The following is a 25,771-nucleotide window of genomic DNA, read 5'->3' on the forward strand; positions in this document are numbered from 1 at the left end:
ATTGAGGGGCAAGGCCGGCCCGAATCTGAATCCGGTCGTTTGCTAGGGGGTAACCAGGGTGCGCCTAGCGGTTTGGCCCTTCGTTCTTCTGCGCGTCCCGCTGCTAGGGGCCAGGCTTCTCCTTGTTGGGGTTGCATGGCTAGGACTCGCGGGCAAAGTTGCCCCGCGGATGGTTCATGCGCGGGAGCTCGGCCATCGGATTCCCGCCTCCAGAATCCTCGGGCAGCTCGCGGGCTACTTCCTTTTTGGTTTTGAGTTCTTTGGCCAGGGAAGTCAGTCGCTGTTTGTGCTGGACTTCTAGGGTCGCGGTTTCATCAATCCTCGCGGATGGATTCCGTGCAGCCGGGGTTCCGGAACAGAATTCGCTGTGATCGGCTGAACATCCCAATTTCATTGAAGCATCAAGTAATTTGCGATAGGCTGTTAATCAATAAGGAATCGATGCACTTGGAAAAGGAGCTTGCCATGTCAGTACTCCAGCAAGACAAACTAGCGGCCACCACCCACATGAACGCAGTCCAGCTCAAGGTCGGCGACATGAAAATCATGAGCGAGTACTACCAGAAGGCCCTGGGCCTTGAAGTGCTGGCCGAATCAGCCGAAGGCACCCGCCTGGGCCGCGGTACCCAGGAACTGGTCAACTTGCAGAACGCGCCAGGACTGCAGCTCCCGTCGCGCAACGAAGCGGGCCTGTTCCATACCGCGCTGCTCTTCGACACCAAGGCTGATCTGGCTGCGACCGTCCTGTCGGCAGCCCAGTTCGACCAGAGCCGCTTCGTGGGCAGCTCCGATCACCTGGTATCCGAAGCGTTCTACTTCACCGACCCGGAGGGCAACGGCATCGAGCTGTACTGGGACCGCCCGCGCGATACCTGGAGCTGGAGCGGCGGCGAGGTGGCCATGGACACCATCTACCTGGATCCGAACAAGTTCCTCAATGAGCACCTGACCGAGCAGGCCATTGCCGAACAGCGCAAGGCCGCCGCGGATGTAGGCCACGTGCACCTGCAGGTGGGCGATGTCGCAACCGCCCGCCAGTTCTACGTCAGCACCCTGGGCTTTGACGAAACCACCACCCTGGGCGAGCAGGCACTGTTCGTCTCGGCCGACGGGTACCACCACCACATGGCCATGAACGTCTGGAACTCGCGCGGAGCCGGCCCGCGCAAGGACACGCTGGGGCTGGGCGAAGTGCTGATCAACGTCCCGACCGAAGAAGAAGTGGGCAAGCTCGCCGAGCGGCTGGCCTACGCCAAGGTGGCAAACCACCACACCGGAGCCGAACTTCGCTTCCGGGACCCTTGGAACAACGAACTGCGCGTCGCCGTAGGCTAACGCGGAGACAACGCACCGAGGCTTCATTGCCCCCGGGCGCTCGCTGAAGCGGCGAGCGCCCGGGGGCACTTCCTGTCTTCACCCGGTTCCGGTGCCCAGGCCCTGCAGGTGCTCGGCAATGGTCTTGGCGGTCAAGGGCCTCGTCTGGAATGGCCGTACATTCCCTGCCTCGGCCTGCTCTAGCACCTGCTGGGCGAAGGCGGCCGGGTTGGCCACGTCCAGGTGGGTCAGGTTCTCCGGGGCGTACTGCCACCACTGCGATGCCTGGAGGGCCTGGACGGTCGGCGCATCGAAGCGGTCGCGGATCTTCTTGGCCGGCAGGCCGCCGACCACGGTGTACGGCTCGACGTCGCTGGTGACTACGGAATTCGAGGCGATGACCGCGCCGTCGCCGATGGCGACCCCATGGCCCAGCGTGACCTTTTCGCCGATCCATACATCGTTGCCGATGGAGATCTTCCCCGGCGTGTAGCCGTACTTCGTCGTCCCCAGTTCCGCGCCGTGATCAGCCGCCTAGGTGTGCATCAGCAGCCGCTGGTTGTAGAACACCGGGCTGGTCGATGCCCACTCCAGGGGGTGCTTGGCTCCCATGACCGTCACGCCCTTGGCGATCGAGGTGAACCGCCCGACGCTGATGGCCTTGTTGAGCTTTGAATGGGTGTAGGAGAACGCGCCCATGCGCGGAAGGGCTGTTCCGCTGGTTCCCCAGAAGGTGGTGTAGGGATCCAGCGCGAGGTCTTCCTGGTAGCTGATCCACGCCTCGGGATTGTAGGTGCTTCCGGTGTTCTCGAAATCCTTCATGCCCGGAACCGTCATGAGGATCCGGTGGCTTTTGAGCAGCGGCCGCAGTTGGGACATCTGAATTCGCATGCGATCGACTTTATGGGACCGGATTTGGAGAATTGTCAGCAAGTCCCGAACGCGCGCTGGATGCGACCTGCTGCCCGGCTACTGCTTAGGGCGGAAGGAGAGGTTCTTCTGCGTGGTGAAGTACGGCAGGATCATTGATTCGGGCAGACCCAAGCGCTTCATTTCCATGGCCCTGCCCACGCGCAGGCGCAGGTTCACGTCCACCGCTGCATCCTGTTCCTGGGTCTCGCCCAAGAGCTGCGGTTCCACATCGAAGACCGCCAGCTGCTCGTCCACGCTGCTGCTGGCCACGGCCGCAATTTCTTCCTTGCTGTCCCGATTGACGAAGACCAGTTCGAAGGTTGCCGGTTCGGGTAGGTCTTCGACGTGGGCCCGATGCTCCACCCGCACCTGCAATCCCTGGCCGTCAGGGAAGTCGACGCCCCGCAGTTTTGCTTCGAAATGCGGGACGCGGTTCTTCGCGCCCAGCTTCTTGAGCATCTTGGCTATGGACATGGTGTCCTCCCAAAGTGAGACTAGATCGCGAGCTTGGTACTCGCTGGCAAAAGTGCGGGCCTGCTGCGACATCCGGGCGGCCAGGGCGGGATCGTCCATGAGCTGCTGCACCCGGTCGGCCATGGCCTGGATATCGCCATGGCGGACCAGGAAGCCGTTATGCCCATCGGTGATGCTGTCGGCAGGGCCGAAGTTGATGTCGAAGGACACCGGGATGCATCCCTGGGCTTGGGCCTCGAGGATGACCAGCGCCTGGCCCTCGTTGGTCGAGGTGAATAATTGGGCCGTGCAGGAAGCGAAGTGGCGGGGGAGCTGGTCGGAGTAGCCGTGGAAGATTACCGACTCGCGCAGGCCCAGCTCGGCGGCCCTTTCCGCCAGTGCGGCGTGTTCGCTGCCCTCGCCCACAACGTGCAGTGTCGGCCGCTTGCCGCGAAGGGCCAGCTCGTGGAGGACATCCAGGGCGGCGGCTACGTTCTTGTTGGGGGTCAGCGAGCCGGCAACAATGAGGTCGGTCGAGCTGCGTGCCGGCATAGGTGGCTGCACCATTGCGGGCTTCAGCGGGTTGGGAATGACGAATGCCGAGTCTGCTTCGCCGAAGCGGTCGACATAGGCCTGGCGCTGGGCGTGGGTCAGGAAGACAAAAGCATCCCAGTTGGATCGTTCTTCGATGATGGGTTCGTGGCCCTTGGAGAGCTGGCCGCTGGCAAGGTCCTGCCCCTTGGCCACATGGATGCTGTGGAACGCGAATACCTTGGGCACGTGCACCGGTTTCCAGGAAGCGAGCATGGCCGCGGTGTACTTGCTGTCGATGACCACCAAGGAGTTCGGGTGGTCGACGATCTGCGACAGCCAATGGCGGTAGAACGACGCCGCGCTGGGGAAGCGGGCCACCAGGGTTCCGCTGCGGTCAAAAGCCTCAACGATACGACGGGCCTTCCCGTCATGGAACTTCATATCGGACAAGAAGGCGGTGCCATCGGCGCGGTAATACGTGGTCTTCTTGATCCCGTCTTCGGGGCCTGCGACGCTGTGCTCGCAGAACAAGGCGGCGTCCTGGCCAGGGTGGTGGACGGACTCGCTTACCGTGAAGTCCAGGCAGCCCGGTTCGGCCTTCCGCTCGGGGATGCTGCCCTGCGGCTGCAGGTCATGGTCCGCCAGATGGAGGTAGGGATTGAGCACCCGGACCTTGGGCGAAAGCTTGCCGCGCGCGGCGAGTTCCTCAACGATCTGCGGGAGCTGTTCGTTGGGGCCGAAGGTCACCACCGCGGCAGAACCGTGCCGCTGGGCGAAAGCGGCCGCGCGCTGGGTGCAGACGGTGGTCATCCCGCCGAATTCGCGCTCGAGCTTCCACGTGACCATGTAGGCGTCCAACTGCTGTTCCCTGATATCCACGGAGAATGATCCTTAGTTTGACCACGGCAAAGTTAATTTCGCGCGAGGATATGCAGTTCCTCGCGCCAAACTCCAGACTACGCGGTGAAGCTAGGCGGGCGCTGGGAAGACACCGTCGTGTCGGCCTCGATTTCCCTGAGCTGCACCTCAAGGCGGGCCCAGTGGCCGCAGAGGCCGCCAACGCGGATTCGAACGTATCTTCGAGAACGCCATGGCGCTCGCCGAACGCCGTGGGAGAATCGCCGGGAAGGCTCCAGCCCTTGCTCTTCGGCGCGAAACTTCCTATGGTTCAGGTTATGGGGTACTCTCCCCACACTTGTTGGAGGCGCAGCGCGTCTCCGGTAAAGGACGGCACGTCATGTCGAGCAAATCCCCACGCAAGGGCGAAGCGAAAAAACCAGGCAAGAGCATCAAGGAAAAGCGCGCTGAGAAGCGGCTGAAGCACGCGGAGGTCGCTGTCGATCCGGTGCGCAAAGCTGCCAGATAACCACTGATTGGCACCGGCTCCCGCGCGCGGAGCCGGTAAATGAATCGAGTCCCTGCCTATGGCGAACGACGCCGGGCAGGGACTCGAGTATTTTAATTGCCGGTTTTCCGGGCGCCGCTTACGGCAGCTGCGGGTCGACCTCGAAGTGCTCGGCCACCTGGGTGATGACCTCGTGGGCGCCCTGCAACGACACCGAGGAGAGGAAGATCGAGTCGTCGACCTGCATGACCTCGCCTTCCAGCTTCTCCCACAACGGGTTGGAGGTGAACTTGTCTTCCTGGGCGCGCGACGCGTCGCCCTCGGCGCCTTCCGGGGCCCAGGTGGACTGGAAGATCACTTCGGCGTCGGCCTTCAGGATTTCCTCCGGCGACAGCGGAACGAAGATCGACTCGGTGGTATCCGGGGCATCCTCCGGGCGCGGAATGCCCATGTCCACCATGATCTCGCCGATGAACGAATCGGTGGCGTACAGGCGCGCGGTGTCCTCGCCGGCGAAACGCACCAGCGAGTAAGTGGTCTCGGGCTTCTTCGCCAGGATTTCCTTGCCCACCGCGGCGGCGCGGGCCTCGTAGTCAGCCACGGCCGTTACCGCCTGCTCCTTCTTGCCCAGGGCCTCGCCCAGCAGCACCACGTTTTCCTTCCAAGTTGGTCCGGTGGACTCGGAGAAGATGGTCGGGGCGATCTTGTTCAGCTGGTCGTACATGGCGCCCTGGCGCACGTCGGCGGAGATGATCACGTCCGGCTCGGTGGCCAGCAGCTTTTCCAGATCCGGTTCGGTGATGGTGCCGACGTTCACGGCCTCATCGGTCAGCTCGGTGATGTCCCCGAGGTACTCGGGGAAAGGGTTGTTGCCCTTGCGGTATTCGGTGTAGGCCACCAGCTCGGCTCCCAGCAGCATGGCGGCATCCACGTAGGAAGGGTCCAGTGCGGCGACGCGCAGCGGGCGTTCGGCCAGCTCGGTGGTGCCGCGGAAGTGCTTGATGGCCGCCGGGAAGCTGGAATCGGCTTCCGCGGTGGCGGCGGTTTCTGCCGGCTCGGTGCTCGGGGAGGAGCTGGCGCAGGAGGACAGGGCCAGTGCGGCCGCGGCCAGTGCGGCGCTCAGGGCGAGAATGCGGGGAGTGTGCATGCGAGTGCTTTCCATGAAGGTGATTGACTAATTAGCGCATGATGTATTTTTGCTTGCCCCACTTAGGCAAGGGTAAGCTTAGCGCGCGAGAAGAACAGTAGCATGGATCCGGCCGTCCCGGTCAAGGTCCTGCGACATCATTGCTTCGCATATCCTGCACGCACCCGCCGCGCACCGCGCGGCCCGAGAAAGGCCACCGACCATCGACCGCACCACACCGCGCATCAGCTCGCTGCTGGCCCTGGCCGCCGGCGTGGGCGCCGCCATCGGGCTCAGCCTGTGGATCGGCAGCACCACCTCCAGCTTCGCCGAGCTGCGCCACGCGCTGCTGGCCCCCGACGGCCAGGTCAGCGACATCGCCATCCGCGAGATCCGCTGGCCGCGCACCGTCACCGCGCTGGCCGCCGGCGCCGCTTTGGGGATGGCCGGCACGCTGATCCAGGGCCACACCCGCAACCCGATCGCCGAACCCGGCCTGCTGGGCATCAACCAGGGCGCGGCCCTGGCCATCGTCTCGGTCGCCGCTTTCACCGGTCCGCTGCCGGCGTGGACCCAGGCGCTGCTGGCCCTGGGCGGAGCGCTGCTGGCGGCCCTGGTGGTCTTCGGCATCGGGCGCATCGACGGACGCGGGGGGTCGCCCATCACCTTGCTGCTGGTGGGCGCGGCGGTCACCGCGCTCTGCGCCGGAGTGGTCTCGGCCATCGTGCTGCTGAGCGAGGCCGCCCTGGAAACCCTGCGCTTCTGGCAGGTCGGCTCCGTGGTCCAAGGCTACGAATCCTTCTTGTCGCTGTGGCCGCTGCTGGTGGCCGGCACCGTGCTGGCGCTGGCCAATGCCCGCGGGCTGAACGCGCTGACCCTGGGCGAGGATTCCGCCCGCAGCCTCGGGGTCACCGCCCTGCATGCCCGCGGGCTGGGGCTGGCGGCGATCGTGGCACTGTCCGGGCTGGCGGTCACCTTGGCCGGGCCGATCGCCTTCCTGGGCCTGCTGGTACCGCATATTTCCCGGCGCATCTTCGGCGCCGACTACCGCTGGGTGATTCCCGGCTCGGCCCTGTGCGGCGCGCTGCTGCTGTGCGTGGCCGATGTGCTCGGCCGCATGCTGGCCCGCCCCGGGGAACTGCCCGTGGGCGTGGTCATCGCGCTGCTCGGCGCGCCCTTCTTCATCTACGTGGCCCGGCGCCGCAAGGCGGTCACCGTATGAGCGCCCCGGCGATCCGCACCCCCGCTTCCGCGGTGCGCGCCCGGCGCGCTGTGGCTACCGGCCTGATCCTGCTGGCCGTGGCCCTCGCGGCCTTCTGCCTGCACCTGGCCATCGGGGGCACCCCGATCGCGCTGGGCGATGTGGTGGCCACGCTCTTCGGCGCGGCCCCGGATCCGCGCACCGAGCTGACGATCATCGAGTTCCGGCTGCCGCGCAGCGTGGCTGCGGTGCTGGCCGGGGCCGGCTTCGGAGTGGCCGGGGCGCTGACCCAGAACGTGGCGCGCAACCCGCTGGCCAGCCCCGACATCCTCGGGGTGACCAACGGCGCGGCCCTGGGCGCAGTGGCCGTGCTGGCCCTGAGCGTGCACGCCGGCGGGCGTTCGGAACTGCTGGTGCACTACGGGCTGCCCATTGCCGCCACCTTGGGCGGCTTGCTGGTCTCGACCCTGGTCTTCGCGCTGGTCTGGCACAGGTCCCTGGAAAGCAACCGGCTGGTGCTGGTGGGCCTGGGCTTCTCCGGGCTGTGCGCCGCACTGACCTCCTGGATGCTGACCCTGGGAGAAATCTACAACGCCCAGCAGGCGCTGACCTGGCTGGCCGGGACCATCAACGCGATCTCCTGGGCCGACCTGGCCTTCGCGCCGGTGGTCATCGTGCTGGGACTGGCCGCGGCCGCGCTGCTGCGCAACCAGCGCGAGGTGCTGGCGCTGGATTCGGATACCTCCCGCGCGCTGGGCATGAACCTGGGGCGCGACCGGGTCCTGATGCTCGGCATCGCCTCGCTGCTGGCCATTGCCGCGACCGTGATCGCCGGGCCGCTGGCCTTCGTTGCGCTGGCCAGCGGGCATGCCGCGCGGCTGGTGGCCCGCGGCACCATCCCGCCGGTGCCCCATGCCGCGCTGATCGGGGCGATCTTCGTGCTGCTGGCCGACCTGGTTGCGGCCCGGGCTTTCCCGGTGATCCTGCCCGCCGGGGTGGCCACCGCGGTGATTGGCGCCCCGTACCTGATCTTCCTGGTCATCCGCCAATCCAAGGTCCGCCAACGCGGCTAGCGGTTTATCCACAGTTGGCGATGGCTGCCAGCTCGGGCCTCTGGCCGCGCCCATGATGGGTCCATGGGCATCCACCAGCTAGCCGCAGCGATCCAGATCCTGCGCGAATCCATCACCGGGTCGCTCCCGCGCGGAGCGATCCAAGTGCTCCTTGAGCTGATGGCTTCCTGCTGCGCGCTGCTGGCCAAGCTCTCCTGCACCCTGCGCGAGTCCGATGACCCGCGGGTGGCGGCGGGGCATGCACGGCTGATTGAAACGCTCTACCGCTACACCCTGCGGGAGCAATTGCACTGCGCTATCCATCTCGAATCAACCGGCGCCCACCTGCTGGAAGACGATGAGCTGGCGGCCGTTTCCGCATCGCGGACCAGCTACGACCGCCCCGCCCGACAGCATTCAGGCCGCGCCCACTACCAGAACACCGGCGACTTCCTGGCCAGCTGGCTGGGGATCAACGCCCATGAGGGGCAGCACTGGGTGAACGACGCGCACCTGCTCATCGCCCGGCGCCTCATGGATGGCAGCACCGCCGCCCCGCGCTTGTCCCAGCTGGCCAGGCTCTACGCCGAAGCGCCGGATCTGGACCCGCGGCTGATTGCCCGCACGGCCCGCGCACTGGACAAATTCGAGCCGGCTGACACGAGCTTCCAAGGCCGGCCGCTGGAACCGGCCGCCCGCAATGAACAGGGCCAACTGCTCGATCACCAAGCCGCGGCCCTGCTGCAGGAACCTGACCGTGCCACCCGCGAGACCCAGCTCGCGGCGATGCTTTCCGCCGAGCGCAGGGCCCGCAAGCAAACCAGGAACCCGGCACCCGGAATCTATCCGCGAGGCACCGTGGGCGACTGCGACAAGTACGAGCTCTACATCGCCGGGACCCAGCGCGAGGAATTCCGCTCCACCCTGGCCCAGGCCGATAACCCGCGTACCAAAGCAGGCAAAGCCGCCCGTGCCGCCAAATCCGGTTCAGGCGCTGCCCCTGATGATGGCCAGAACGCCTCAGAGGACCAGCAGGAAGCGGATCCCGGGGCAAATGCCGGGCAATCAGCCACCGACGACCTGTTCAGCAGCAAGGAACCACCACCGCCATGGGCCCAGGACGGGCACGGGGAGGAAGAATCCTTGTCCGGAGCGCAGCAACAACCTGACAAGCTTGTTGATGAGCAGGAAACGCGCGGCGCAGGCGGAGCAGGCGAAGGCCTCCAAGCGTCCCTGCTGCTTGGCGATGGGGAGGTTCCGGTGGCCCAGCGCCGGCTCAACGCACTATTGGCCGCGCTGAGAGGGCGCACGGCAGGTGCCGCGCCCAATGGAATCATTCCAAGGATCGGCATCCATATCCAGTTGCGCGATCCGCAGGATCTTGGAGATCCGGCCAAGCTTCGCGCCACCTCCGACCACGGGGTGAAACTCGATTCCGTGGACACCGCACAGCTGATCTGCCAAGGCGAGATCTACCGGGTGGTCTTCGGACCCGATGGGCAACCGCTGGATGTAGGACGCAAGGAACGCTTCTTCACGGATGCAATGAAGCGCGCAATTTTCGCCCGCGACCGCGGATGCATCGTCCCGGGATGCACCGCACCGCCTGAAATGCTCGAATACCATCACGACAACTGGTGGGAACGTGGCGGGTGCACTTCATCGCGCAATGGCAGCTGCCTGTGCCGGAGGCACCACCATGCCATTCATGCAGGATTGCTGACCCTGGTTACCGTTGGGGGACTGGCTCACATCCTGCTGCCCAAGCACCTGGACCCGATGCAGGTACCGCGAAGAAACAGTGTTCCGGTGGCCGCCTGAGCACCCGGAGCCGCGAACTGCTGCACCTGCCGGCGTGGCCAAGATGCTATGGGCGCGAGAGCGCGACCTTCAGTCCGAAACCGATCAGCACCGTCCCGGTGATCCGGTCCATCCAGGACACCGACTTCGCTGAGCCCAGCCAGCGGCCAGCGATCCGAACCCCGTATACCAAGGCCACTGCCCACACCAGGGTCAGTGCAACATGCACCGCGGATAGCCCCATGCCCATGAATAGGGCGTTGGTGCCCGCCGGGGTGAACTGCGGGATCGCAGCGATATAGAAGACGCCGATCTTCGGGTTCAGCACGTTGGTCACCAGCCCGGTCAGGTAGGTTCGATACCTGCTGTGCGATACCGGGACATGGATCGTGGCCAACTGCTTGCCCCGCAGGCTCCGATGGATCATCTGCCCGCCCAGGAACACCAGATAGGCTGCGCCGGCATAGACCAGCACCTGGTAGGCCAGAGATGAGGCGGCCAGAATTGCCGAAGCTCCCGCGGCCGCGGCCACACCCCAAGCGAATACTCCCGTGCAGATCCCCAGCGCCGCCAGCAGCGCTCCACCGCGTCCCCGGGCAATGGCCGATCGCAGGATCAGCGCGGTATCGACACCCGGAATCAACGTCATCAGGGCGGCAACTATACTGAAACCCAGCAAGGCGGAAGCAACGGTCATGCACTCAATGTTAGAAGTTGCAGCTGGGCGCAGGCCCCAGGGTGAGCAAGCTCATGATCTTCGCCCGACGCGCGGGGCCAATTAGAGTTGGCCACCGCGCACGCTCTCTGGCATAATTGCAGGGTACTCGATTCGCAGTGGCCCCTCTCTCCGCTATGAGTCCTGTCCTTTTAGAATCCGACCAGTAAGGCCTGCCCCACAGGTGCTAAAAATTGGATTCGACCATGTTGAGAAACAGGAGACCACAAAAGTGGCCGTAAAGATTCGTCTGAAGCGCTTCGGTAAGATGCGCGCACCTTTCTACCGCGTTGTCGTCATGGACTCGCGCGCTAAGCGCGATGGCCGTGCCATCGAGGAGATCGGCAAGTACCACCCAACCGAGAACCCATCGGTTATCGAGATCGATTCGGATCGTGCACAGTACTGGCTGTCCGTTGGCGCTCAGCCAACCGAGCAGGTACACGCACTGCTGAAGATCACCGGTGACTGGCAGAAGTTCAAGGGCATCGATGGCCAGGAAGGCACCTACAAGGTTGCCGAGCCTAAGCCAGCATTCGTTGCTCCTGACAAGGGTTCGGTGATCCTCCCAGAGGCAATCACCAAGAAGGCTGAAAAGCCAGCTGCTGAAGAGGCAGAGGCCGAAGCTACCGAGGCTGAGTAACAGTGCTCGTTGACGCGCTAGACCACCTGGTACGCGGGGTTGTCGAGGAACCGGAAGACGTCAAGGTCGCCTTGAAGTCCACCCGCCGCGGCGACCTGCTCGAAGTACGTGTGAACCCTGAGGATCTCGGTCGTGTGATCGGACGCCAGGGACGCACCGCACGAGCACTGCGCACCGTAATGGCAGCGTTGGCCAAGGAGCCGGTACGTGTCGATGTAATCGACACCGACCGTCGCCGAGGCTAAGCAACTTAGAGGTCTGGCTTTTAAGTTGGCTTCGAAACGAAAGGAGTTTCCGTCCTAACTAGTGACGGAAACTCCTTTCGTGTTTACCCCTAGAATTTCCATTCCAGTCTCCCGGCACACGCCACGGAACACAGTGCAGAAAGAGCAGCAGACTATGCGATTGCAGGTTGCCCGCATCGGCAAGCCCCACGGCATCCGTGGCGAAGTCACCGCCCAGGTCATGACCGACACCCCGGAAGAGCGCTTCACCGCTGGCGAAGAACTCATCGTCGTCGACGGCCCGGTCAAGACGCTGACCATCGCCAATGCGCGCTGGAACAAGACCATCCTGCTGCTCTCCTTCAAGGAAATCGCCGACCGCAACCAGGCTGAAACCCTGCGCGGCGCGCGCCTTGAGATTGAAGTTTCCGACCAGCCGGAAGACGACTCGGACGAATGGTACGAGCATGAACTGCTGGACCTGAAGGTCATGCTCGATGGCGAGCAGGTCGGTACCATCACCGCACTGCGCACCAACCCCGCCCAGGACCTGCTGGTCTTCGAAGACGCTGACGGCCAGGAGATCTACCTCCCGTTCGTCGACGAATTCGTCCCAGAGATCGATCCGGAAGCCGGCATCGTGGTCATCACCCCGCCGGCAGGCCTGCTGACCTTGAACAGCGATGAAGACGGCAGCGACGAAGAGGGACAAAAGTAAGCCATGCGTCTTGACGTCATCTCGATTTTCCCTGAGTACCTCCAGCCGCTCTCGCTTTCGCTGATTGGCCGCGCCGCCGAAGACGGCATCCTGGATCTGAACGTCACCAACCTGCGCGACTTCACTGCCGACAAGCACCGCAAGGTCGACGACACCCCGTACGGTGGCGGCGCCGGCATGGTGATGATGCCGGAACCATGGGGACAGGCACTGGACGCGGTGCGCCCAGCCGATGCTGGCGGCCCCAAGCCAACCCTGATTGTCCCTTCGCCTGCAGGCGCCGTCTTCAACCAGCAGATGGCTTACGACCTTGCCGAGGAAGAGCATCTGGTCTTCGCCTGCGGCCGCTACGAAGGCATCGATGAGCGCGTCATCGAATACGCGCACGAGAACTTCAACGTCATCCCCGTATCCATCGGCGATTACGTGCTCAACGGGGGAGAAGTGGCCGTGATGGTGATGGTGGAAGCCATCGCCCGGCTGATCCCAGGAGTCATCGGCAACCCGGAATCGCTGGTAGAAGAATCCCACTCGGATGTTCTGCTGGAATACCCGGTGTACACCAAGCCGGCCTCCTGGCGCGGCCGCGATGTCCCCGAGGTGCTGCTCGGTGGCAACCACCAGCGGGTGGGACGGTTCCGCCGCGACGAGCAGATCAAGCGCACCGCAGCGCGTCGCCCCGACCTGATCACGCAGCTGGATGCCGAGAGCCTGAACCGCAGGGACCGCGATGCCCTATGGCACAGCGGATTCGCGCTCGTTGACGGTGCCATAACCCCCAAGTCCGAATTGGACTGGGCTACCGGCGCCGGCACCGAGAGCGACTAAGAGGCCAAAATCACTCGAAAGCCATTTCGGGCAAACTCGCATCGGCTTCGCTGATACGGCATAATTGTTTCTTGGTGTGTTTTTGTTCGACTCCTGCCGCAGGGGGAAGCTCGAGCCACAGAAGACCGCCGCACCGTTTGCTAGAGGCAATCGGTGGTACAACGTTCCGGGGATTTCACTGGTTTCGACCGGTGTCGGGCCCCGCTACGAGGATTCGGTGACCTGCGGCATTGATCCTAGGAGATGCACTATGCATATTCTTGACTCTGTTAACGCAGCCTCGCTGCGCTCCGACGTTCCAGCCTTCGGCCCAGGCGACACCCTGAAGGTTCACGTCAACATCATCGAAGGCAAGAACTCCCGTGTTCAGGTCTTCCAGGGCTACGTCCTTGGTCGCCAGGGCCAGGGTGTTGGCGAGACCTTCACCGTTCGCAAGGTTTCCTTCGGCACCGGTGTTGAGCGTACCTTCCCAGTTCACTCCCCAATCATCGACAAGATTGAGGTTGTGACCAAGGGTGACGTTCGTCGTGCAAAGCTGTACTACATGCGCGATCGTCACGGCAAGGCTGCTCGCATCCGCGAGAAGCGCGACTTCAGCGCAAAGAAGTAATCTGCGTTCTTCAATGAACCGGATTGCACGCACTGAGCGGGCAACAATGAAGCGCCGGGCCTTTTCATGGGTCTGGCGCTTCGCTGTACTCGCCATCATTCTTGGTCTGCTGGCCACCATCGTCATTCGCGCCACCCTGATCGACGTCTTCCATATCGAGTCCAACTCCATGGAATCCACGCTCAACCCTGGCCAGAGCATCGCCGTAGACCGCCGCGCTTACTCGGATGCCGAACCGCAACGCGGAGACATCATCGTCTTCGATGGCCGCGGCTCGTTCCTGCCCTACGCCAAGGCCAGCTTCGCTGATGATCTGCTGGGGGCGTTCAGCCTCACCGGGAGCAGCAATAAGTACGTCAAGCGCGTCATTGGCGTTGGGGGAGACACCGTGGAATGCTGCAGCGCCGATGGGCGACTGCTCGTCAACGGCGAGCCTGCAGACGAGCAGTACATCTTCGCCGGGGATGCTCCGAGCGAACAGAAGTTTTCCGTAGAAGTGCCGGTTGGCCGCTTGTGGGTCATGGGCGATCACCGCTCCACTTCCAAGGATTCGCGGGCATTGCTGGGCGCAAGCGGCGGCGGAATGATCAGCGTCGAGCGCGTCACGGGCAAAGCGACCGAGGTGATTTGGCCGCTCGATCAGCGTTCAGTAATCAGATGACACGCCGTAGCAACCGGCGATTTTGATAGCGCCAGATGGGTAGAACTACCCATCTGGCGCTATTTTTCTAGGTTAATGGAATTAATTCGGATGGATTTCCATCCCACCCGATTTGCTGTGCAATTGGTGTGTAAATTTCGCGACAACACTCAGGATCCACCAAGCTGACTAGGGATTAGAAAGAGAAGTCCAATCTTAAACCAATACTACTGGCACGTAAGTTGTAACCAAGCTCGATGAGGGTAGAGCTATTTGACTAGGTGAAACGGGTTCTGGAATTTATATTTTTGTTGGATTCGATGGTTGAAAAGCTGTGTCGGAACCAAGTATTGTTTCATTTTGGTAACAACACCTGTGCTTACGCGCGCGCCCTTAGGTAAGGGGACGCGCGGGCACTCGCACCATAAATCTGGGAGAAGCATTAATGCCACATCCAAAAAAGAAGACTGCGCAACGCGGCATCGTTGCAGCAGCCGCGACCGCCTTGGTGGTCGGCTCTAGCTTCATGCCTGCCGCAGCGGCGCCAACGGCCTCCGAATCGCCGTCTGCGTCCGCTACGGCAAGCGAGAAGCCTTTGGCCAGCGAAACCGCTCTGGACACCGAGGGGCTCGACAAGGCTATTGAGAAGGACCTCAATAAGTCCGTTGAAGAGTACGTCAAGGACGGGGAGACCAGCGACGCTGCTTCCAAAGTCCGCGACGAACTGAATGCGAAAGGCATTGACGCCACTGCCTCGGTGAAGGACGGCAAAGCCGAGATCACCGTAAGCAAGAAGGACGCTGCCAAGGCCAAGGAGATCGTCAAGGCCAGTGCAGCTCCGGCTCCTATCGTGGTGACCGAAGTTGACTCGCAGGTCAAGACCGTAGACAAGGTCTACACCGAGCTTTTGGCCAACATCGAGCCGAAGGAACTGAAGCGCATCACCGCTATCCTTCAGACCAACGATGGCTTGAAGATCTACGCAAAGGGCTTCGACGAGAAGGAAGCTGCGGACGAACTGAAGTCCAAGTCCGCTGGCTCCCTGCCTGAGAAGCTGACCGTTGAGCAGTTCGTCAGCGAAGCTACGCACGTTGACGGTGTAGAAAGCTCGGGTGTTGCCAAGACCACCGCCGCAGAGGATATTTACGGTGCTCTGGGTTACGCAATGGACAAGTCCGGCGCACCTACTAGCACGTCGACGGTCTGCTCGCTCGGATTCACTGCGTGGACCGCAGAGGGTGAAGATGCCATCATCTCGGCTGGGCACTGCTCGGAAGATGGCGCCACCAAGATTTTGGGCCTTGCCGAACAGTCGGTACCAGGCCAATCGCCAACGCTGGGTGCCGAGCTGGGTACCTTTGGATTCAACCAGTTCGGTGGTCCGGGTAATTCGGGCCTATCTGCCGACGAACTGAACTCCTTGACCGAGGAAGAGTTCAATAACCTGGAACCAGGCACGGATATCTCGGTGATCGATAACATCAATCCTGCGCTGAACCTGCATGCTGCTGTGTCCGAATGGGTTGACGGCAAGGAACCTCGCGACGACGTTATCAACGTGACTGGCACGACCAAGGCTCTCGTCGGGTCGGAAGCTTGCTCTTCGGGCCGTACTACCGGTTGGAGCTGCTCCCCGATCGTCGGCGAAGGTGTCTTCTTCGTCGGTGGCTCGGACCAGACCTACCGTTCAGCTGCTGGCTATGTCGCTGAAAATCCTGGCCAGCGCGTGCTCGACCAGGGTGACTCCGGTGGCCCAATGCTCGTTGGCAGCAAGGCTGCAGGCATCAACTCGGCCAACGCCGCAGGTGAAGACCTGGAGGAAAACACCGCTGATGACATCGCCATGTACACCTCGCTCGATGATGTCTTCGACAAGGGCTACATTGATGGCTACACGCTGAAATTCCATATCAATACCCCTGCCATCACGGTGGAAAACGGTACTGAAGTTGAACCTGGTGAAGCAATCACCGGTACCCTTGCCAATGCTCCGGCTGGCACCATCATCCGTGTGGTCGTTGACGGCAAGCTCTACAAGAAGGTTGAGCTGGACGCTAAAGGAAACTTCTCGTTCCCAGCCCCGGAAGAACCAGGAAAGTTTGCGTTCAGCGTTGTGGCCAAGAACGGCTTCAACACCTCTGAGCGGGTCAACGCCAACGTCTTGATCGTTGCTGCGCCGACTCCAACTCCAACCGAGGAACCAACCGAGGAACCGACTGAGGAGCCAACCGAGGAACCAACCGAGGAACCGACCGAGGAGCCAACCGAGGAACCGACCGAGGAACCTACTGTGGAGCCTTCCGAGGAACCAACTACTGAGCCTTCCGAGAGCACCTCGCCATCGCCTTCCGAAGAAGAAAGCGACAAGCCTTCCGAGAGCACCTCGCCATCGCCTTCCGAGGACGAAAGCGACAAGCCATCGGAGAGCACCTCTCCTTCCGCTTCGGAGGACGACGACAAGTCGGAAGCTCCGAAGGACCAGAAGGACGACGAGCCAAGCAAGTCTGCAACTCCAAAGGAAACTCCTAAGAAGGACGATCCTTTGGCGGATACCGGTTCGAACAGCGTTCCGCTGATCGCCGCCGGTGGCGCAATGGCCCTGGCCGGTGCGGCATTCCTGCTGTTCCGCCGCAACGCACGTCGCCACGGCTAAGGGATTCTGATCCGGCGGGACTGGGTCCTGCTGAAAATGCCCCGCTACTTGAGAACAAGTAGCGGGGCATTTTTACTTGGCACACATGTAGTTCCTTGGTTGCTCTACGATTTCGGCACTAGTCTCAAAGCTAAGATCGTTGCGGCAACGTGAATATCACCGAGGTGTAAATTATGAATTTCAACGCTAGAACTTCACGCACGCCAATCATGCTGGCCTCTACTGCCGCCATGGCTGCCCTATTGCTAACCGGCTGTGGTCAGGGAACTGATCCAGGTGCGCAGGCTACGGCCAGCGCCACGGCATCGGAACCCTCGCAGCAAACAGAAAACTCGAGCGGGAACACCGTGGACCAAGACGCATTGCTCCAGACTAATGACCAGCTCTCCGAAGCCTTGGGCGATGAATACGTCCAGGGTTGGATCAAGGACGGGCAGCTGAACGTTTCGACGACCAGCGAAGAGCAGCTATCCGTTATTGAAGAAGCCGGGGCTATCGGGCACCTAGTCCAATTCAGCAGCGAGGAGCTTCGTTCGGCGATTTCCGAAATCATGAAGTGGCAGGGCAAGCAGGAAAACCCCGTGCGCACTGCCATCCATGCATACACGCTGAATCCTGAAACGGGCGGCATCACCCTGTCGGTGGATAAGAGCCAGCTGGACGAAGTCCAAAAGCTGATTGAAGCTGAGAAGCCCATCGGCGAAATCCCCGTGGACTACAAGCAGAGCGGTGGCATCATGTCGCCTGCTGCCACCCAGTAGCCCGCAGTCCGCTTGAACGGACGCACCAATGGCCAGGCCCGGCGACGGACCTGGCCATTGGTGCGTTTCTGGGCAACTGGCCGTGGCTATGCAATGATCCGCTGCGCCTGGCAAGACACGTAAGATGGGGATTACACGCGACAATGGAAGGTACTAATCGAATCGTGAGCGCAGCATCAGCAGAGACTCCTCCAAGCAGGGGACCCCTATACAAAATATGGCGCTTCGTCCGCGAGATTGTCATCATCATCGCGATCGCGCTGTTGCTCTCGTTCGTGATCAAGACCTTCTTCTTCCGTGCCTACTACATCCCATCAGGCTCCATGGAGCATACCCTCGAGGTCAACGACCGGATTTTCGCCAACCTCATGGTTCCCGGGCCGTTCGAGTTGGAACGTGGCGACGTCGTCGTCTTCCGCGATGACCAGGAATGGCTGCCACCGCTGACCGAGTACCCCACCGCGTTCCAGAATGCGCTCTCCTTTGTCGGCGTGCTGCCAGCGGCTGATGAGCAGTACCTGGTCAAGCGCATCATCGGCATGCCCGGTGACACCGTGGAGTGCTGCACCGCGGAAGGTGCCATCACGATCAACGGCGAGCCCATTGACGAGCCGTACATCTTTGACGGCGACAGCCCGTCAGACATGGAATTCAAGGCGACCGTCCCAGAAGGAAAAATCTGGGTGATGGGTGATCACCGAGGTGCCAGCGCGGATTCCCGCTTCCACGCCGATCGCCAGGGCGGTTTCGTCGACCTCGAATCCGTCCAGGGCCGCGCTTCGGTGATCTCTTGGCCAACCTCGCGCTGGGGCATCGTCGACTCGCACGAAGAAGTCTTCGCCAACGTCCCGCACGCAGTGGCGAAGTAGGGGCACCGCCCATGGCCGTTTTGAAGAGCAAGGCAACCACGCTAGAACATGAGCGCGCCTTGGCAACCAAGCATGGGTTCCGCTATATCGCAGCGGTCGATGAGGTGGGACGCGGCGCCTTGGCTGGTCCGATTACCGTCGGCATGACGGTAATAGATATTGAGCAGGTCACGGAGTTCCCAGCGCTGCGCGACTCCAAGCTGCTGAGCCCGGAAACCCGTACGGAACTGGTCGATCCCGTTCGCCAGTGGGCCGTGGGCTATGGCGTCGGGCATGCCTCTGCGGCTGAAATCGATGAGCTGGGAGTTACTGGCGCCCTGCGCCTGGCCGGATCGCGGGCCATGGAGCTGTGCGCGGTACAGCCCGAGGCGGCGCTTCTGGATGGCAGCTACGACTGGCTGACCGCACCGGAACCGGATCTCTTCGACATCCTGGCCGATGACCGCGAACCCGTGGGCCTGCACATCCCGGTGACGACCATCATCAAAGGCGACATGACCTGCCAGGCGATCGCTGGAGCGTCCATCCTGGCCAAGGTCGAACGCGATGGAATCATGGTTGATCTGGCCACCGAGCATCCGGCCTTCGGCTGGGAGATCAACAAGGGGTATGCCACCGCTGCGCATCGTGCCGCGATCGTTGCGCAGGGTCCCTGCGACTACCACCGCAAGAGCTGGAACTTGACTTCGGGTGCTGATCAGGCCCAAGGTGAAGCCACGACAAGGAAAGCAAAGTGATGGCTGCCGACGACCTGGAAAACTACGAGTCCGACATGGAACTGCAGCTATACCGCGAGTACAAGACCGTGGTGGGGCTGTTCAATTACGTGGTCGAGACCGAGCGCCGCTTCTACCTGGCCAACCAAGTGGACGTGAAGACCCTGTCCAACGCCGGGGAAGTGTACTTCGAGTTGAACCTCACCGACGCGTGGGTCTGGGACATCTACCGGCAAGGGCGCTTCGTGAAGTCCGTCAAAGTGCTGACCTTCAAGGACGTCAACGTCGAAGAACTGAACCCTGACGAGTTCCAGATCCCGAAGGATGGGCTGGGCTCCTAGCGCGAGGCACTGCGGCATTCGATCGCCGGCTCTGTTCGTGGAACAGAGCCGGCGATCTCGCTTAAAGCGAATTGTCCACATTCCGCGGCGGGCGCCGCCGCTGTGGACCATAATTCTCCGACGATGTTTCCATTACGGATCGCAGACATCGAGGAGCAAACATGCAGACCGCGAAGCAACGCCTAGGGACCGATGGCGAACAAGCTGCCGCCGCATTTCTCACCGGGCAGCACTACGAAATTCTCGATCGCAATTGGAGATGCCCAGCAGGGGAGCTGGACCTGGTGGCAAGAGCCGGCAACGGCCAGATCACCGCCGTCGAAGTCAAAACGAGGTCCTCGCAACGCTATGGATCGGGCTTCGAGGCGATCAGCGCGGCAAAATTCTGCCGGCTCAACAGGCTGCTGATTTCCTGGGCCCAATGCCATCGCATGTTTCTCGCCGAACTTCGCGTGGACATCGTCGAGGTCTATCTGACAACAACAGGGTTCGAATGCCGGCTGCATGAGAACGTGCGCTCATGAGCACCGCCCGGACCAGCGCAGTGGCCCTGCACGGGGTCAGCGCCTCACTGGTGGAAGTCGAGGCCGACCTCGGCAACGGCATTCCCGGATTCGTCCTGCTGGGCTTGCCCGATGCATCTTTGAGCGAGGCCCGCGAACGAATCAAAGCCGCGGCTAGGAACTCAGGGATTCCTCTGGCAAACCGGAAACTGACGGTCAATCTTTCGCCAGCCACACTGCCCAAGTATGGATCAGCTTTCGATCTGGCCATCGTCATCGCCGCCTTGGCCGCTGATCAACAGCTGTTCGCGTCACCGAGCACGCTGTACATGGCGGAACTCGGCTTGGATGGCACCTTGCGGCCAGTACCCGGGGTGCTGCCAGCGGTGCAGCTGGCCAAGGTCCATGGTCTTGACCGGGTGATCGTGGCCGAGGCTAACGGGGCAGAAGCGAGGCTGGTGCATGGAATCGAGGTCATGGCGCTACGCCATCTGGGACAGGTCCTCACCTGCTGCGGAGCCCCAGCCGAACAGGTCACCACTTACCTGCGCCACCGGCAGCCGCAGGCGCCCACCGAATCTGCCGGCCCTTCCGAAGGAACTGCTGCCTCGGGCGATGCGGACCTGGGCCTGGTCAACGGGCAGCAGGAAGCTCGGCTCGCCTTGGAACTGGCCGCAGCCGGCGGGCACCACCTGATCATGGTCGGACCGGCCGGCGCCGGCAAAACCATGCTGGCCAAGTGCCTGCCATCGATTCTGCCGCCACTTGATGACTTGCAAGCACTTGAAGCCACCGCGGTCCATTCCATTACTCGGGGCGGATCCGGGGAATTGGACCAGCTGCAACGCACCCCGCCTTTCGTGGCGCCGCACCACACCGCGTCCCGCTCAGCCCTGATTGGCGGCGGAACCGCACAACTCATTCCCGGGGCCATTACCCGCGCGCACCAGGGCATTCTATTCCTCGATGAAGCAGCGCAATTCCAAACCGGTGTACTTGATGCGCTTCGCCAACCGATCGAGGAAGGCTATATCAACCTCGCGCGGATACGCGGCCACCAGCGGCTACCGGCCCGTTTCCAACTCATCATGGCCGCCAATCCGTGTCCCTGCGGAAAAAACTTCGGCACCGGTACCGGGTGCACCTGTACGCCCATGGCCCGCCGGCGCTATTTCGCCCGGCTTTCAGGACCCATCCTCGACCGTGTGGATCTGCAAGTCAGAGTCAATCCGGTAGCGCAGGCACAGCTTCTTAGCGGAGTACCAAATGAATCCAGTGCACAGGTGCGTGAACGCGTCTTGGCCACCCGGGCACGCAGCAAGGAGCGGCTGGGAAAGTTCTCTATTGCTTGCAACGCGCAAATACCAACTCAGATCCTCAGGAATGAACTGGAATACTCGGCCAAGACCCGGGCGGCGCTTGAACAACTCGCCACACGACGCGGGCTCTCTGCGCGTGCCATCCACCGCCTCCTGCGGGTCGCGTGGACGGTTGCAGACCAGCAAGGGCATGCAGCACCAACCGAGGATGATCTGGCCATCGCCGCTCACCTTCGCCAGAACTTGGAAAATAGCTAGGTAAGGCCATGACTTTCAACGATGTGAACACTGCCGGAAAAGCCTCGGCTCCAACCAGCCAGGAGCGCCGGGTCTACGCCCATCTGAACCAACTTATCGAGCCCAACGACTATGTGGCCACGGCCTTGCTGGAACTGATGAGCCCACAGGAACTGCTGCGCCTGATCCAGCGGGAGGATTTCTACCCGGCCGCGCTCAAAGCGCCGGTCGACGGAATCCTCGGATTCCACCCGCCCGGGGATGGCGCACAAGACTTGAGGGTAGCCTTGGCCCGATGGAGAAAGCGCCTGTCGCTGAGCAACCCGGCGGGAGCCTTGGATGCCGCTGCGCGCGCGGGTGGCGGATTGCTGATCCCGGACGATGCTTCGTGGCCGCGACAGCTAGCCGACCTGGAACTGGGACGTCCCCTGTGCCTGTGGTGGCGTTCAGCGAACCCGCAATTGCTCGAAGGCCAAGAGCTGGCGCGCAGCGTGTCCATCGTCGGCTCCCGCGATGCCAGTGACTACGGTGATCAAGTCACCTTCGATCTTGGCCGGACCCTGGCCCTGAACGGGTACACCATTGTCTCGGGTGGCGCTTACGGCATTGACGCCAGCGCGCACCGGGCCGCTCTGAGCGTGGACGATTGGCAGCATCCGAACCCGCCAACGATCACGGTTATGGCTGGCGGCATCGATCGGCTCTACCCTTCGGGCAACAGCAACCTGCTCAACCAGATTATTGCTCGCGGCGTGCTGATCTCAGAGGTGCCTCCCGGAACCACATCAGCACGCTTTCGCTTCCTGAACCGCAACCGGCTGATCGCGGCATTGAGCAGGCTGGTCATCGTCAGCGAAGCGCGCCACCGCTCAGGAGCACTGAACACCGCCAGCCATGCAGTCGAGCTGGGACGCGATGTAGCGGCCGTTCCCGGAAGTGTTTTCGCGCCCAACTCCGCAGGGTGCCACCGATTGATTGCAGAGGGCAGTGCGGCCCTGCTCGCCAGCCCGCAAGATGCGCTGGGCCTGGTTGGCCACCACTGCCAAGCAGAGCCGCGGAGTGCCAAAGTTCAGCAACGCCCGACGGACGTCCTGGGTAGGGACGAAGCAATGGTGTACGACATCATGTCCTTCACCAAAGGATTGCTGGTCGATGAGATCTCTGCCCGCAGCGGGGTGCCGCTGATCCAGACGCTACGCGCCATCAATCGATTGGAGACACTGCAAATGGCTGCCACCGATGGCCTGGCATGGAAGTTGGTGCGCCAAAACTGACCGGTGACGCAGCTGAGGGTATCCTCAATAGTGATGAAGCAAGAATCAACGACGCACGCCAGCAATGCGATGTCAGCAAAATTCGCTGAGCCGGTGGCAGACTACCTGGAGTACCTGCAACGCGAACGCGGCCGCAGCACTAATACCCTGCGAGCCTACGAAGTGGATTTGCGGAACCTCGGCCAGTTCTTGCTCCACCATGCGCAGGATCCGAGCCTCAAGCAGATTTCAGTTGATACGCTCCGCGATTGGTTGGCGCAGCTTCATGAATCGCAGATTTCCCGCACCACCTTGGCCCGCAGGATCTCTGCGGTGAAGAGCTTCTTCGCGTGGGCGCTGAAGCATCAGCTGATCGACGCGGACCCTGCCCTGCGGCTGGCCGCGCCCAGGAAGGAACGGCGTCTTCCGCATGTTTTGCAACCAAGCCAGATCGACCGCTTGCTCTCCGAAACAGCCCAGCCGCCTGCTGGAAAAGAAGTCAGCGAGAGCAAGCCGGAACCTGCCCCCGATGCCAAGAGCCAGGCCGTAGCGGCACGCGATAAAGTCATCGCCGAGTTGCTGTACGCATCCGGCCTGCGTATCAGCGAGCTCGTGGCCTTGGACGTTGACGACATCGACTTCGAACGACGCACCGTCAAGGTTCTCGGCAAGGGCAACAAGGAACGGGTTGTTCCGTTTGGCAAGCCCGCAGAGCGCGTGATCATCGGGTGGATTCGGTCGCATCGCAAGGTCCTGGCCCGCCAGGAAGCTCAAGGCGCTTTGCTCGTAGGGGTGCGCGGTGCGCGTTTGAATGTACGCCAGGCACGCGAGGTCATTTCCAAGGCCTTGCAATCGCTGGGGGATACCGCTGCCAGCGGCCCGCACGCGTTAAGGCACACCGTAGCCACGCATCTGCTGGATGGCGGCGCAGATTTGCGTGCCGTCCAGGAATTCCTCGGGCATGCTTCGCTGGCAACAACCCAGCTATATACTCACGTTTCGGTTGACCGATTGAGGCAAAGCTACCGCCAAGCCCATCCGCGAGCCTGACTATTTGGTACCAATCTGCAAAAATAGCCTTTCTGGGTGGCGAAAGGCCTCTTCATCGGGCAAAATGGAAGTATCGGCGGCGATGGCACCGGAACGATGTTGACGTAGGGGAAGACGATCAACACCGCAACGGAGGATGGCATGTCTGCACCGATGTCCAGAGGCGTGATTTATATTCATTCCGCCCCTGCAGCGCTATGCCCACATCTGGAATGGGCAATCGGGTCCGTGCTCGGCACTCCAGTAAAAATGGAGTGGACCGAACAGCACGTCGCACCCGGATTTTGTCGCGCCGAAATCGAGTGGGTAGGTACGCAAGGTACCGGCGCTTTGCTGACCAGTGAGATGCATGGTTGGCAGCATCTTCGTTTCGAAATCACCGAAGACCCAAGCCCGGGTGCCGACGGCAGCCGTTGGTCCGTGACCCCTGATCTTGGCATCTTCCACGCCACGGTTGATTGCGCTGGCAACGTCATGGTCAGCGAAGAACGCATCCGGTGGGCCTATGAAAAGGGCGACGGCAATCCCTCGGTCTTCTACCAGGAGATGTCCATCGCTCTCGGCGAGCCTTGGGATGAAGAACTTGAACCCTTCCGTCACGCAGGCGAAGACGCGCCTGTTCGATGGCTCAACCAGGTGGTTTAGCAACTGGTTATCTAGTCCCTGAGTGACTTATCAACAGACACTCAGATACAACCCCGATGGTGCGGGGTTGTTACCCAAAAGAAGTGGGATCCCATGCCGGGGATCCCACTTCTTGCTCTAAGAACTGCGGTTGTGGAGAAGTGTCGAAGCGCAGTGCTATGCTCGATGGCGATGATGACCAGTCAGGCCGCATGCGGCCACTCCCGGAACGGCAAACTGGTCGTTCCCTGATCCGCGGGCCTCCCGTGCCAGATGCATTCCACCAAAGAACAGCACATCTGAACCACGAAAGGGAGACATGACCGCACAGTTCAACCACACCATCATCGCTTCACTCGACCCGCAACGCATGGCAAAGTTCTATCTTGAGCTGCTCGAAGCCCGCACGGAATCAAGCTGGGGACCATTTACCAACATCAGCCTGGCCCACGGGGTGCTGCTTCAATTCGCTGCACCACCGATGGACTTCCCAGCGCAGCACTATGCCTACCTGCTCGATGACGAGCATTTCGACCGCGCCTACGCGACTATCCGCGAGGGGAAAATGGAGCACTGGGCCGATCCCCAACGGCAGCTGCCAGGGCAGATTAATCATGAACACGGCGGCCGGGGAGTCTACCTGCTTGATCCTTCCGGGCACTACCTGGAATTGATCACCCGGCCTTACCTGCCCGCAGCCAGCTAGGACCAGCTAGCGCTGAACCTTGAACACGTTCTTCTGGATGCCGTTGGAGTAGACCTGCGAATCAATAAGGGCCAGCTTCTGCGCGTCCAGGCTCGCGTCGCTGAAAAGGCGTTTGCCTGCACCAAGCAAAACCGGGAAGACCAGCAGGTTGTACTGGTCGATGAGCTGATGTTCTTGCAGCGAGTGGACCATCGTTGCCGAACCATGGATGCTGATAGGGCCGCCGTCGCCGGCTCGAAGCCGCGCCACATCGGCGACCGAGCGCAAGATCGCAGTCTCGCCCCAGTTCCCGGCCAAGTCCTTCTCCCGCAAGGTAGTGGAGAGCACGTACTTGGGCATCGCGTTGTACTGCGGGAACTGCTCGGTCATCGAGGGCCACACCGCGCAGAAGGCCTCGTAGCTGTGCCGGCCCAAGAGCATGGCGCTGGCTTCTTCTTGCTCGGCGCCCTTCAGTTCGTAGGCGGCGGGGTCGAACTCGACCGAGTTCATCGTCCAGCCTGAATTGCGGTAGCCGGGTTCGCCGCCCGGGGCTTGGACGACACCGTCCAAGGAGACGAAGGAAGTGGCGATCAGGGTGCGCATGGGAAGGGATCCTTTGCTCGTGGCAAGTACCGTCAGTTGCCT

The 25,771-nt window shown here is 62.0% G+C and carries 28 protein-coding genes and 1 pseudogene; 22 read left to right on the top strand and 7 right to left on the bottom strand.

Annotation, left to right across the window (positions count from 1 at the left end; all coding sequences use genetic code 11):
• Positions 1 to 465: 465 nt before the first annotated feature.
• Positions 466 to 1,335 (top strand): VOC family protein, encoded by an 870-nt coding sequence (locus ACFVHU_RS00485; protein ID WP_388021869.1) that lies wholly within the window; start codon positions 466 to 468, stop codon positions 1,333 to 1,335.
• A 78-nt stretch (positions 1,336 to 1,413) separates the two neighbouring features.
• On the opposite strand, the gene ACFVHU_RS00490 is transcribed toward ACFVHU_RS00485, so the two are convergent.
• The 4 genes and pseudogenes from ACFVHU_RS00490 to ACFVHU_RS00505 all read right to left on the bottom strand — a co-directional run bounded on the left by ACFVHU_RS00490 (position 1,414) and on the right by ACFVHU_RS00505 (position 4,092).
• Positions 1,414 to 1,668: a hypothetical protein gene (locus ACFVHU_RS00490; RefSeq protein ID WP_388021871.1), complete on the bottom strand. Its 255-nt coding sequence runs from the start codon at positions 1,666 to 1,668 to the stop codon at positions 1,414 to 1,416.
• A pseudogene (locus ACFVHU_RS00495) lies at positions 1,647 to 1,797 on the bottom strand (DapH/DapD/GlmU-related protein); the annotation flags it as partial. The gene ACFVHU_RS00490 and the pseudogene ACFVHU_RS00495, both read right to left, overlap by 22 nt.
• A 51-nt stretch (positions 1,798 to 1,848) precedes the next feature.
• Positions 1,849 to 2,205 (bottom strand): hypothetical protein, encoded by a 357-nt coding sequence (locus ACFVHU_RS00500; protein ID WP_388021873.1) that lies wholly within the window; start codon positions 2,203 to 2,205, stop codon positions 1,849 to 1,851.
• A 78-nt stretch (positions 2,206 to 2,283) separates the two neighbouring features.
• Positions 2,284 to 4,092, bottom strand: a complete 1,809-nt coding sequence (locus tag ACFVHU_RS00505; RefSeq protein WP_388021875.1) for a glycosyltransferase — start codon at positions 4,090 to 4,092, stop codon at positions 2,284 to 2,286.
• A 358-nt stretch (positions 4,093 to 4,450) separates the two neighbouring features.
• On the opposite strand from ACFVHU_RS00505, the gene ACFVHU_RS00510 reads away from it, so the two are divergent.
• Positions 4,451 to 4,579, top strand: coding sequence for a hypothetical protein (locus tag ACFVHU_RS00510; RefSeq protein WP_286134218.1), 129 nt, complete (start codon positions 4,451 to 4,453; stop codon positions 4,577 to 4,579).
• A gap of 118 nt (positions 4,580 to 4,697) precedes the next feature.
• On the opposite strand, the gene ACFVHU_RS00515 is transcribed toward ACFVHU_RS00510, so the two are convergent.
• Positions 4,698 to 5,705, bottom strand: coding sequence for an ABC transporter substrate-binding protein (locus ACFVHU_RS00515; protein WP_388021878.1), 1,008 nt, complete (start codon positions 5,703 to 5,705; stop codon positions 4,698 to 4,700).
• A 253-nt stretch (positions 5,706 to 5,958) separates the two neighbouring features.
• Between ACFVHU_RS00515 and ACFVHU_RS00520 the strand changes: the two genes are divergently transcribed.
• The 3 genes from ACFVHU_RS00520 (at position 5,959) to ACFVHU_RS00530 (ending at position 9,758) form a co-directional block, all read left to right on the top strand.
• The gene (locus ACFVHU_RS00520) at positions 5,959 to 6,906 is read left to right on the top strand and encodes an iron ABC transporter permease (RefSeq protein ID WP_286134219.1); all 948 of its coding nucleotides are present in this window, start codon (positions 5,959 to 5,961) and stop codon (positions 6,904 to 6,906) included.
• Positions 6,903 to 7,958 (top strand): FecCD family ABC transporter permease, encoded by a 1,056-nt coding sequence (locus ACFVHU_RS00525; protein WP_388021880.1) that lies wholly within the window; start codon positions 6,903 to 6,905, stop codon positions 7,956 to 7,958. Before ACFVHU_RS00520 ends, ACFVHU_RS00525 begins: the two co-directional genes overlap by 4 nt.
• A 63-nt stretch (positions 7,959 to 8,021) precedes the next feature.
• Positions 8,022 to 9,758 (top strand): hypothetical protein, encoded by a 1,737-nt coding sequence (locus tag ACFVHU_RS00530; protein WP_388021882.1) that lies wholly within the window; start codon positions 8,022 to 8,024, stop codon positions 9,756 to 9,758.
• A gap of 46 nt (positions 9,759 to 9,804) precedes the next feature.
• On the opposite strand, the gene ACFVHU_RS00535 is transcribed toward ACFVHU_RS00530, so the two are convergent.
• Complete coding sequence (locus tag ACFVHU_RS00535) at positions 9,805 to 10,434, bottom strand: LysE family translocator (protein WP_388021884.1); 630 nt, start codon at positions 10,432 to 10,434, stop codon at positions 9,805 to 9,807.
• 250 nt (positions 10,435 to 10,684) lie between these two features.
• On the opposite strand from ACFVHU_RS00535, the gene rpsP reads away from it, so the two are divergent.
• The 17 genes from rpsP (at position 10,685) to ACFVHU_RS00620 (ending at position 25,147) form a co-directional block, all read left to right on the top strand.
• Entirely contained in the window at positions 10,685 to 11,095 is a 411-nt protein-coding gene (gene rpsP, locus ACFVHU_RS00540) for a 30S ribosomal protein S16 (RefSeq protein WP_105657730.1), read from the top strand.
• A 2-nt stretch (positions 11,096 to 11,097) separates the two neighbouring features.
• Positions 11,098 to 11,340, top strand: a complete 243-nt coding sequence (locus ACFVHU_RS00545) for an RNA-binding protein (RefSeq protein ID WP_038991490.1) — start codon at positions 11,098 to 11,100, stop codon at positions 11,338 to 11,340.
• Between the two features lie 154 nt (positions 11,341 to 11,494).
• Positions 11,495 to 12,037 carry a ribosome maturation factor RimM gene (gene rimM, locus ACFVHU_RS00550; RefSeq protein WP_133833441.1) on the top strand — a complete coding sequence of 181 codons (543 nt, stop codon included), beginning with the start codon at positions 11,495 to 11,497 and terminating at the stop codon, positions 12,035 to 12,037.
• A gap of 3 nt (positions 12,038 to 12,040) precedes the next feature.
• On the top strand, positions 12,041 to 12,865 hold the full coding sequence (gene trmD / locus ACFVHU_RS00555) for a tRNA (guanosine(37)-N1)-methyltransferase TrmD (RefSeq protein ID WP_105661210.1): 825 nt from the start codon (positions 12,041 to 12,043) through the stop codon (positions 12,863 to 12,865).
• A gap of 250 nt (positions 12,866 to 13,115) precedes the next feature.
• Complete coding sequence (rplS, locus tag ACFVHU_RS00560) at positions 13,116 to 13,475, top strand: 50S ribosomal protein L19 (RefSeq protein ID WP_105657733.1); 360 nt, start codon at positions 13,116 to 13,118, stop codon at positions 13,473 to 13,475.
• A gap of 13 nt (positions 13,476 to 13,488) precedes the next feature.
• Entirely contained in the window at positions 13,489 to 14,136 is a 648-nt protein-coding gene (lepB, locus tag ACFVHU_RS00565; protein ID WP_332727385.1) for a signal peptidase I, read from the top strand.
• 424 nt (positions 14,137 to 14,560) lie between these two features.
• On the top strand, positions 14,561 to 16,768 hold the full coding sequence (locus ACFVHU_RS00570; protein ID WP_388021888.1) for a S1 family peptidase: 2,208 nt from the start codon (positions 14,561 to 14,563) through the stop codon (positions 16,766 to 16,768).
• A gap of 173 nt (positions 16,769 to 16,941) precedes the next feature.
• The gene (locus ACFVHU_RS00575; RefSeq protein ID WP_133833437.1) at positions 16,942 to 17,529 is read left to right on the top strand and encodes a hypothetical protein; all 588 of its coding nucleotides are present in this window, start codon (positions 16,942 to 16,944) and stop codon (positions 17,527 to 17,529) included.
• A 164-nt stretch (positions 17,530 to 17,693) separates the two neighbouring features.
• On the top strand, positions 17,694 to 18,398 hold the full coding sequence (gene lepB / locus ACFVHU_RS00580) for a signal peptidase I (RefSeq protein WP_286134539.1): 705 nt from the start codon (positions 17,694 to 17,696) through the stop codon (positions 18,396 to 18,398).
• 11 nt (positions 18,399 to 18,409) lie between these two features.
• Positions 18,410 to 19,135, top strand: coding sequence for a ribonuclease HII (locus ACFVHU_RS00585; protein WP_133833436.1), 726 nt, complete (start codon positions 18,410 to 18,412; stop codon positions 19,133 to 19,135).
• Positions 19,135 to 19,455: a DUF2469 domain-containing protein gene (locus tag ACFVHU_RS00590; protein ID WP_105657739.1), complete on the top strand. Its 321-nt coding sequence runs from the start codon at positions 19,135 to 19,137 to the stop codon at positions 19,453 to 19,455. The genes ACFVHU_RS00585 and ACFVHU_RS00590 overlap by 1 nt, the downstream gene beginning before the upstream one ends.
• Positions 19,456 to 19,616: 161 nt before the next feature.
• Positions 19,617 to 19,979, top strand: a complete 363-nt coding sequence (locus ACFVHU_RS00595; protein ID WP_332504277.1) for a YraN family protein — start codon at positions 19,617 to 19,619, stop codon at positions 19,977 to 19,979.
• A complete protein-coding gene (locus tag ACFVHU_RS00600; protein WP_133833434.1) occupies positions 19,976 to 21,535 on the top strand; it encodes a YifB family Mg chelatase-like AAA ATPase in 1,560 nt (519 codons plus the stop codon). Before ACFVHU_RS00595 ends, ACFVHU_RS00600 begins: the two co-directional genes overlap by 4 nt.
• A gap of 8 nt (positions 21,536 to 21,543) precedes the next feature.
• A complete protein-coding gene (dprA, locus tag ACFVHU_RS00605) occupies positions 21,544 to 22,788 on the top strand; it encodes a DNA-processing protein DprA (RefSeq protein WP_286172105.1) in 1,245 nt (414 codons plus the stop codon).
• Between the two features lie 33 nt (positions 22,789 to 22,821).
• Positions 22,822 to 23,817: a tyrosine recombinase XerC gene (locus ACFVHU_RS00610; RefSeq protein WP_133833433.1), complete on the top strand. Its 996-nt coding sequence runs from the start codon at positions 22,822 to 22,824 to the stop codon at positions 23,815 to 23,817.
• Positions 23,818 to 23,958: 141 nt separating this feature from the next.
• Positions 23,959 to 24,462, top strand: coding sequence for a DUF3145 domain-containing protein (locus ACFVHU_RS00615; protein WP_105657742.1), 504 nt, complete (start codon positions 23,959 to 23,961; stop codon positions 24,460 to 24,462).
• Positions 24,463 to 24,760: 298 nt separating this feature from the next.
• Positions 24,761 to 25,147, top strand: a complete 387-nt coding sequence (locus ACFVHU_RS00620) for a VOC family protein (protein WP_388021893.1) — start codon at positions 24,761 to 24,763, stop codon at positions 25,145 to 25,147.
• Between the two features lie 6 nt (positions 25,148 to 25,153).
• Here ACFVHU_RS00620 and ACFVHU_RS00625 read toward each other — a convergent pair whose 3' ends face one another.
• The gene (locus ACFVHU_RS00625) at positions 25,154 to 25,729 is read right to left on the bottom strand and encodes a dihydrofolate reductase family protein (protein WP_105657744.1); all 576 of its coding nucleotides are present in this window, start codon (positions 25,727 to 25,729) and stop codon (positions 25,154 to 25,156) included.
• Positions 25,730 to 25,771: the final 42 nt, after the last annotated feature.

The sequence above is a fragment of the Glutamicibacter sp. NPDC127525 genome (genome assembly GCF_042672105.1).
Lineage (GTDB): Bacteria > Actinomycetota > Actinomycetes > Actinomycetales > Micrococcaceae > Glutamicibacter.

What these genes read in the sequence shown, in the direction of transcription:
- ACFVHU_RS00500 (WP_388021873.1), bottom strand. Translation starts at nt 2,205, where the DNA reads ATGCGAATTCAGATGTCCCAACTGCGGCCGCTGCTCAAAAGCCACCGG.
- ACFVHU_RS00515 (WP_388021878.1), bottom strand. Translation starts at nt 5,705, where the DNA reads ATGCACACTCCCCGCATTCTCGCCCTGAGCGCCGCACTGGCCGCGGCC.
- ACFVHU_RS00610 (WP_133833433.1), top strand. Translation starts at nt 22,822, where the DNA reads ATGAAGCAAGAATCAACGACGCACGCCAGCAATGCGATGTCAGCAAAA.
- ACFVHU_RS00595 (WP_332504277.1), top strand. Translation starts at nt 19,617, where the DNA reads ATGCAGACCGCGAAGCAACGCCTAGGGACCGATGGCGAACAAGCTGCC.
- ACFVHU_RS00600 (WP_133833434.1), top strand. Translation starts at nt 19,976, where the DNA reads ATGAGCACCGCCCGGACCAGCGCAGTGGCCCTGCACGGGGTCAGCGCC.
- ACFVHU_RS00575 (WP_133833437.1), top strand. Translation starts at nt 16,942, where the DNA reads ATGAATTTCAACGCTAGAACTTCACGCACGCCAATCATGCTGGCCTCT.
- ACFVHU_RS00530 (WP_388021882.1), top strand. Translation starts at nt 8,022, where the DNA reads ATGGGCATCCACCAGCTAGCCGCAGCGATCCAGATCCTGCGCGAATCC.
- ACFVHU_RS00620 (WP_388021893.1), top strand. Translation starts at nt 24,761, where the DNA reads ATGACCGCACAGTTCAACCACACCATCATCGCTTCACTCGACCCGCAA.
- ACFVHU_RS00525 (WP_388021880.1), top strand. Translation starts at nt 6,903, where the DNA reads ATGAGCGCCCCGGCGATCCGCACCCCCGCTTCCGCGGTGCGCGCCCGG.
- ACFVHU_RS00510 (WP_286134218.1), top strand. Translation starts at nt 4,451, where the DNA reads ATGTCGAGCAAATCCCCACGCAAGGGCGAAGCGAAAAAACCAGGCAAG.
- ACFVHU_RS00615 (WP_105657742.1), top strand. Translation starts at nt 23,959, where the DNA reads ATGTCTGCACCGATGTCCAGAGGCGTGATTTATATTCATTCCGCCCCT.
- dprA (WP_286172105.1), top strand. Translation starts at nt 21,544, where the DNA reads ATGACTTTCAACGATGTGAACACTGCCGGAAAAGCCTCGGCTCCAACC.
- ACFVHU_RS00585 (WP_133833436.1), top strand. Translation starts at nt 18,410, where the DNA reads ATGGCCGTTTTGAAGAGCAAGGCAACCACGCTAGAACATGAGCGCGCC.
- ACFVHU_RS00570 (WP_388021888.1), top strand. Translation starts at nt 14,561, where the DNA reads ATGCCACATCCAAAAAAGAAGACTGCGCAACGCGGCATCGTTGCAGCA.
- ACFVHU_RS00590 (WP_105657739.1), top strand. Translation starts at nt 19,135, where the DNA reads ATGGCTGCCGACGACCTGGAAAACTACGAGTCCGACATGGAACTGCAG.
- lepB (WP_332727385.1), top strand. Translation starts at nt 13,489, where the DNA reads ATGAACCGGATTGCACGCACTGAGCGGGCAACAATGAAGCGCCGGGCC.
- trmD (WP_105661210.1), top strand. Translation starts at nt 12,041, where the DNA reads ATGCGTCTTGACGTCATCTCGATTTTCCCTGAGTACCTCCAGCCGCTC.
- rplS (WP_105657733.1), top strand. Translation starts at nt 13,116, where the DNA reads ATGCATATTCTTGACTCTGTTAACGCAGCCTCGCTGCGCTCCGACGTT.
- rimM (WP_133833441.1), top strand. Translation starts at nt 11,495, where the DNA reads ATGCGATTGCAGGTTGCCCGCATCGGCAAGCCCCACGGCATCCGTGGC.
- ACFVHU_RS00625 (WP_105657744.1), bottom strand. Translation starts at nt 25,729, where the DNA reads ATGCGCACCCTGATCGCCACTTCCTTCGTCTCCTTGGACGGTGTCGTC.
- ACFVHU_RS00485 (WP_388021869.1), top strand. Translation starts at nt 466, where the DNA reads ATGTCAGTACTCCAGCAAGACAAACTAGCGGCCACCACCCACATGAAC.
- ACFVHU_RS00535 (WP_388021884.1), bottom strand. Translation starts at nt 10,434, where the DNA reads ATGACCGTTGCTTCCGCCTTGCTGGGTTTCAGTATAGTTGCCGCCCTG.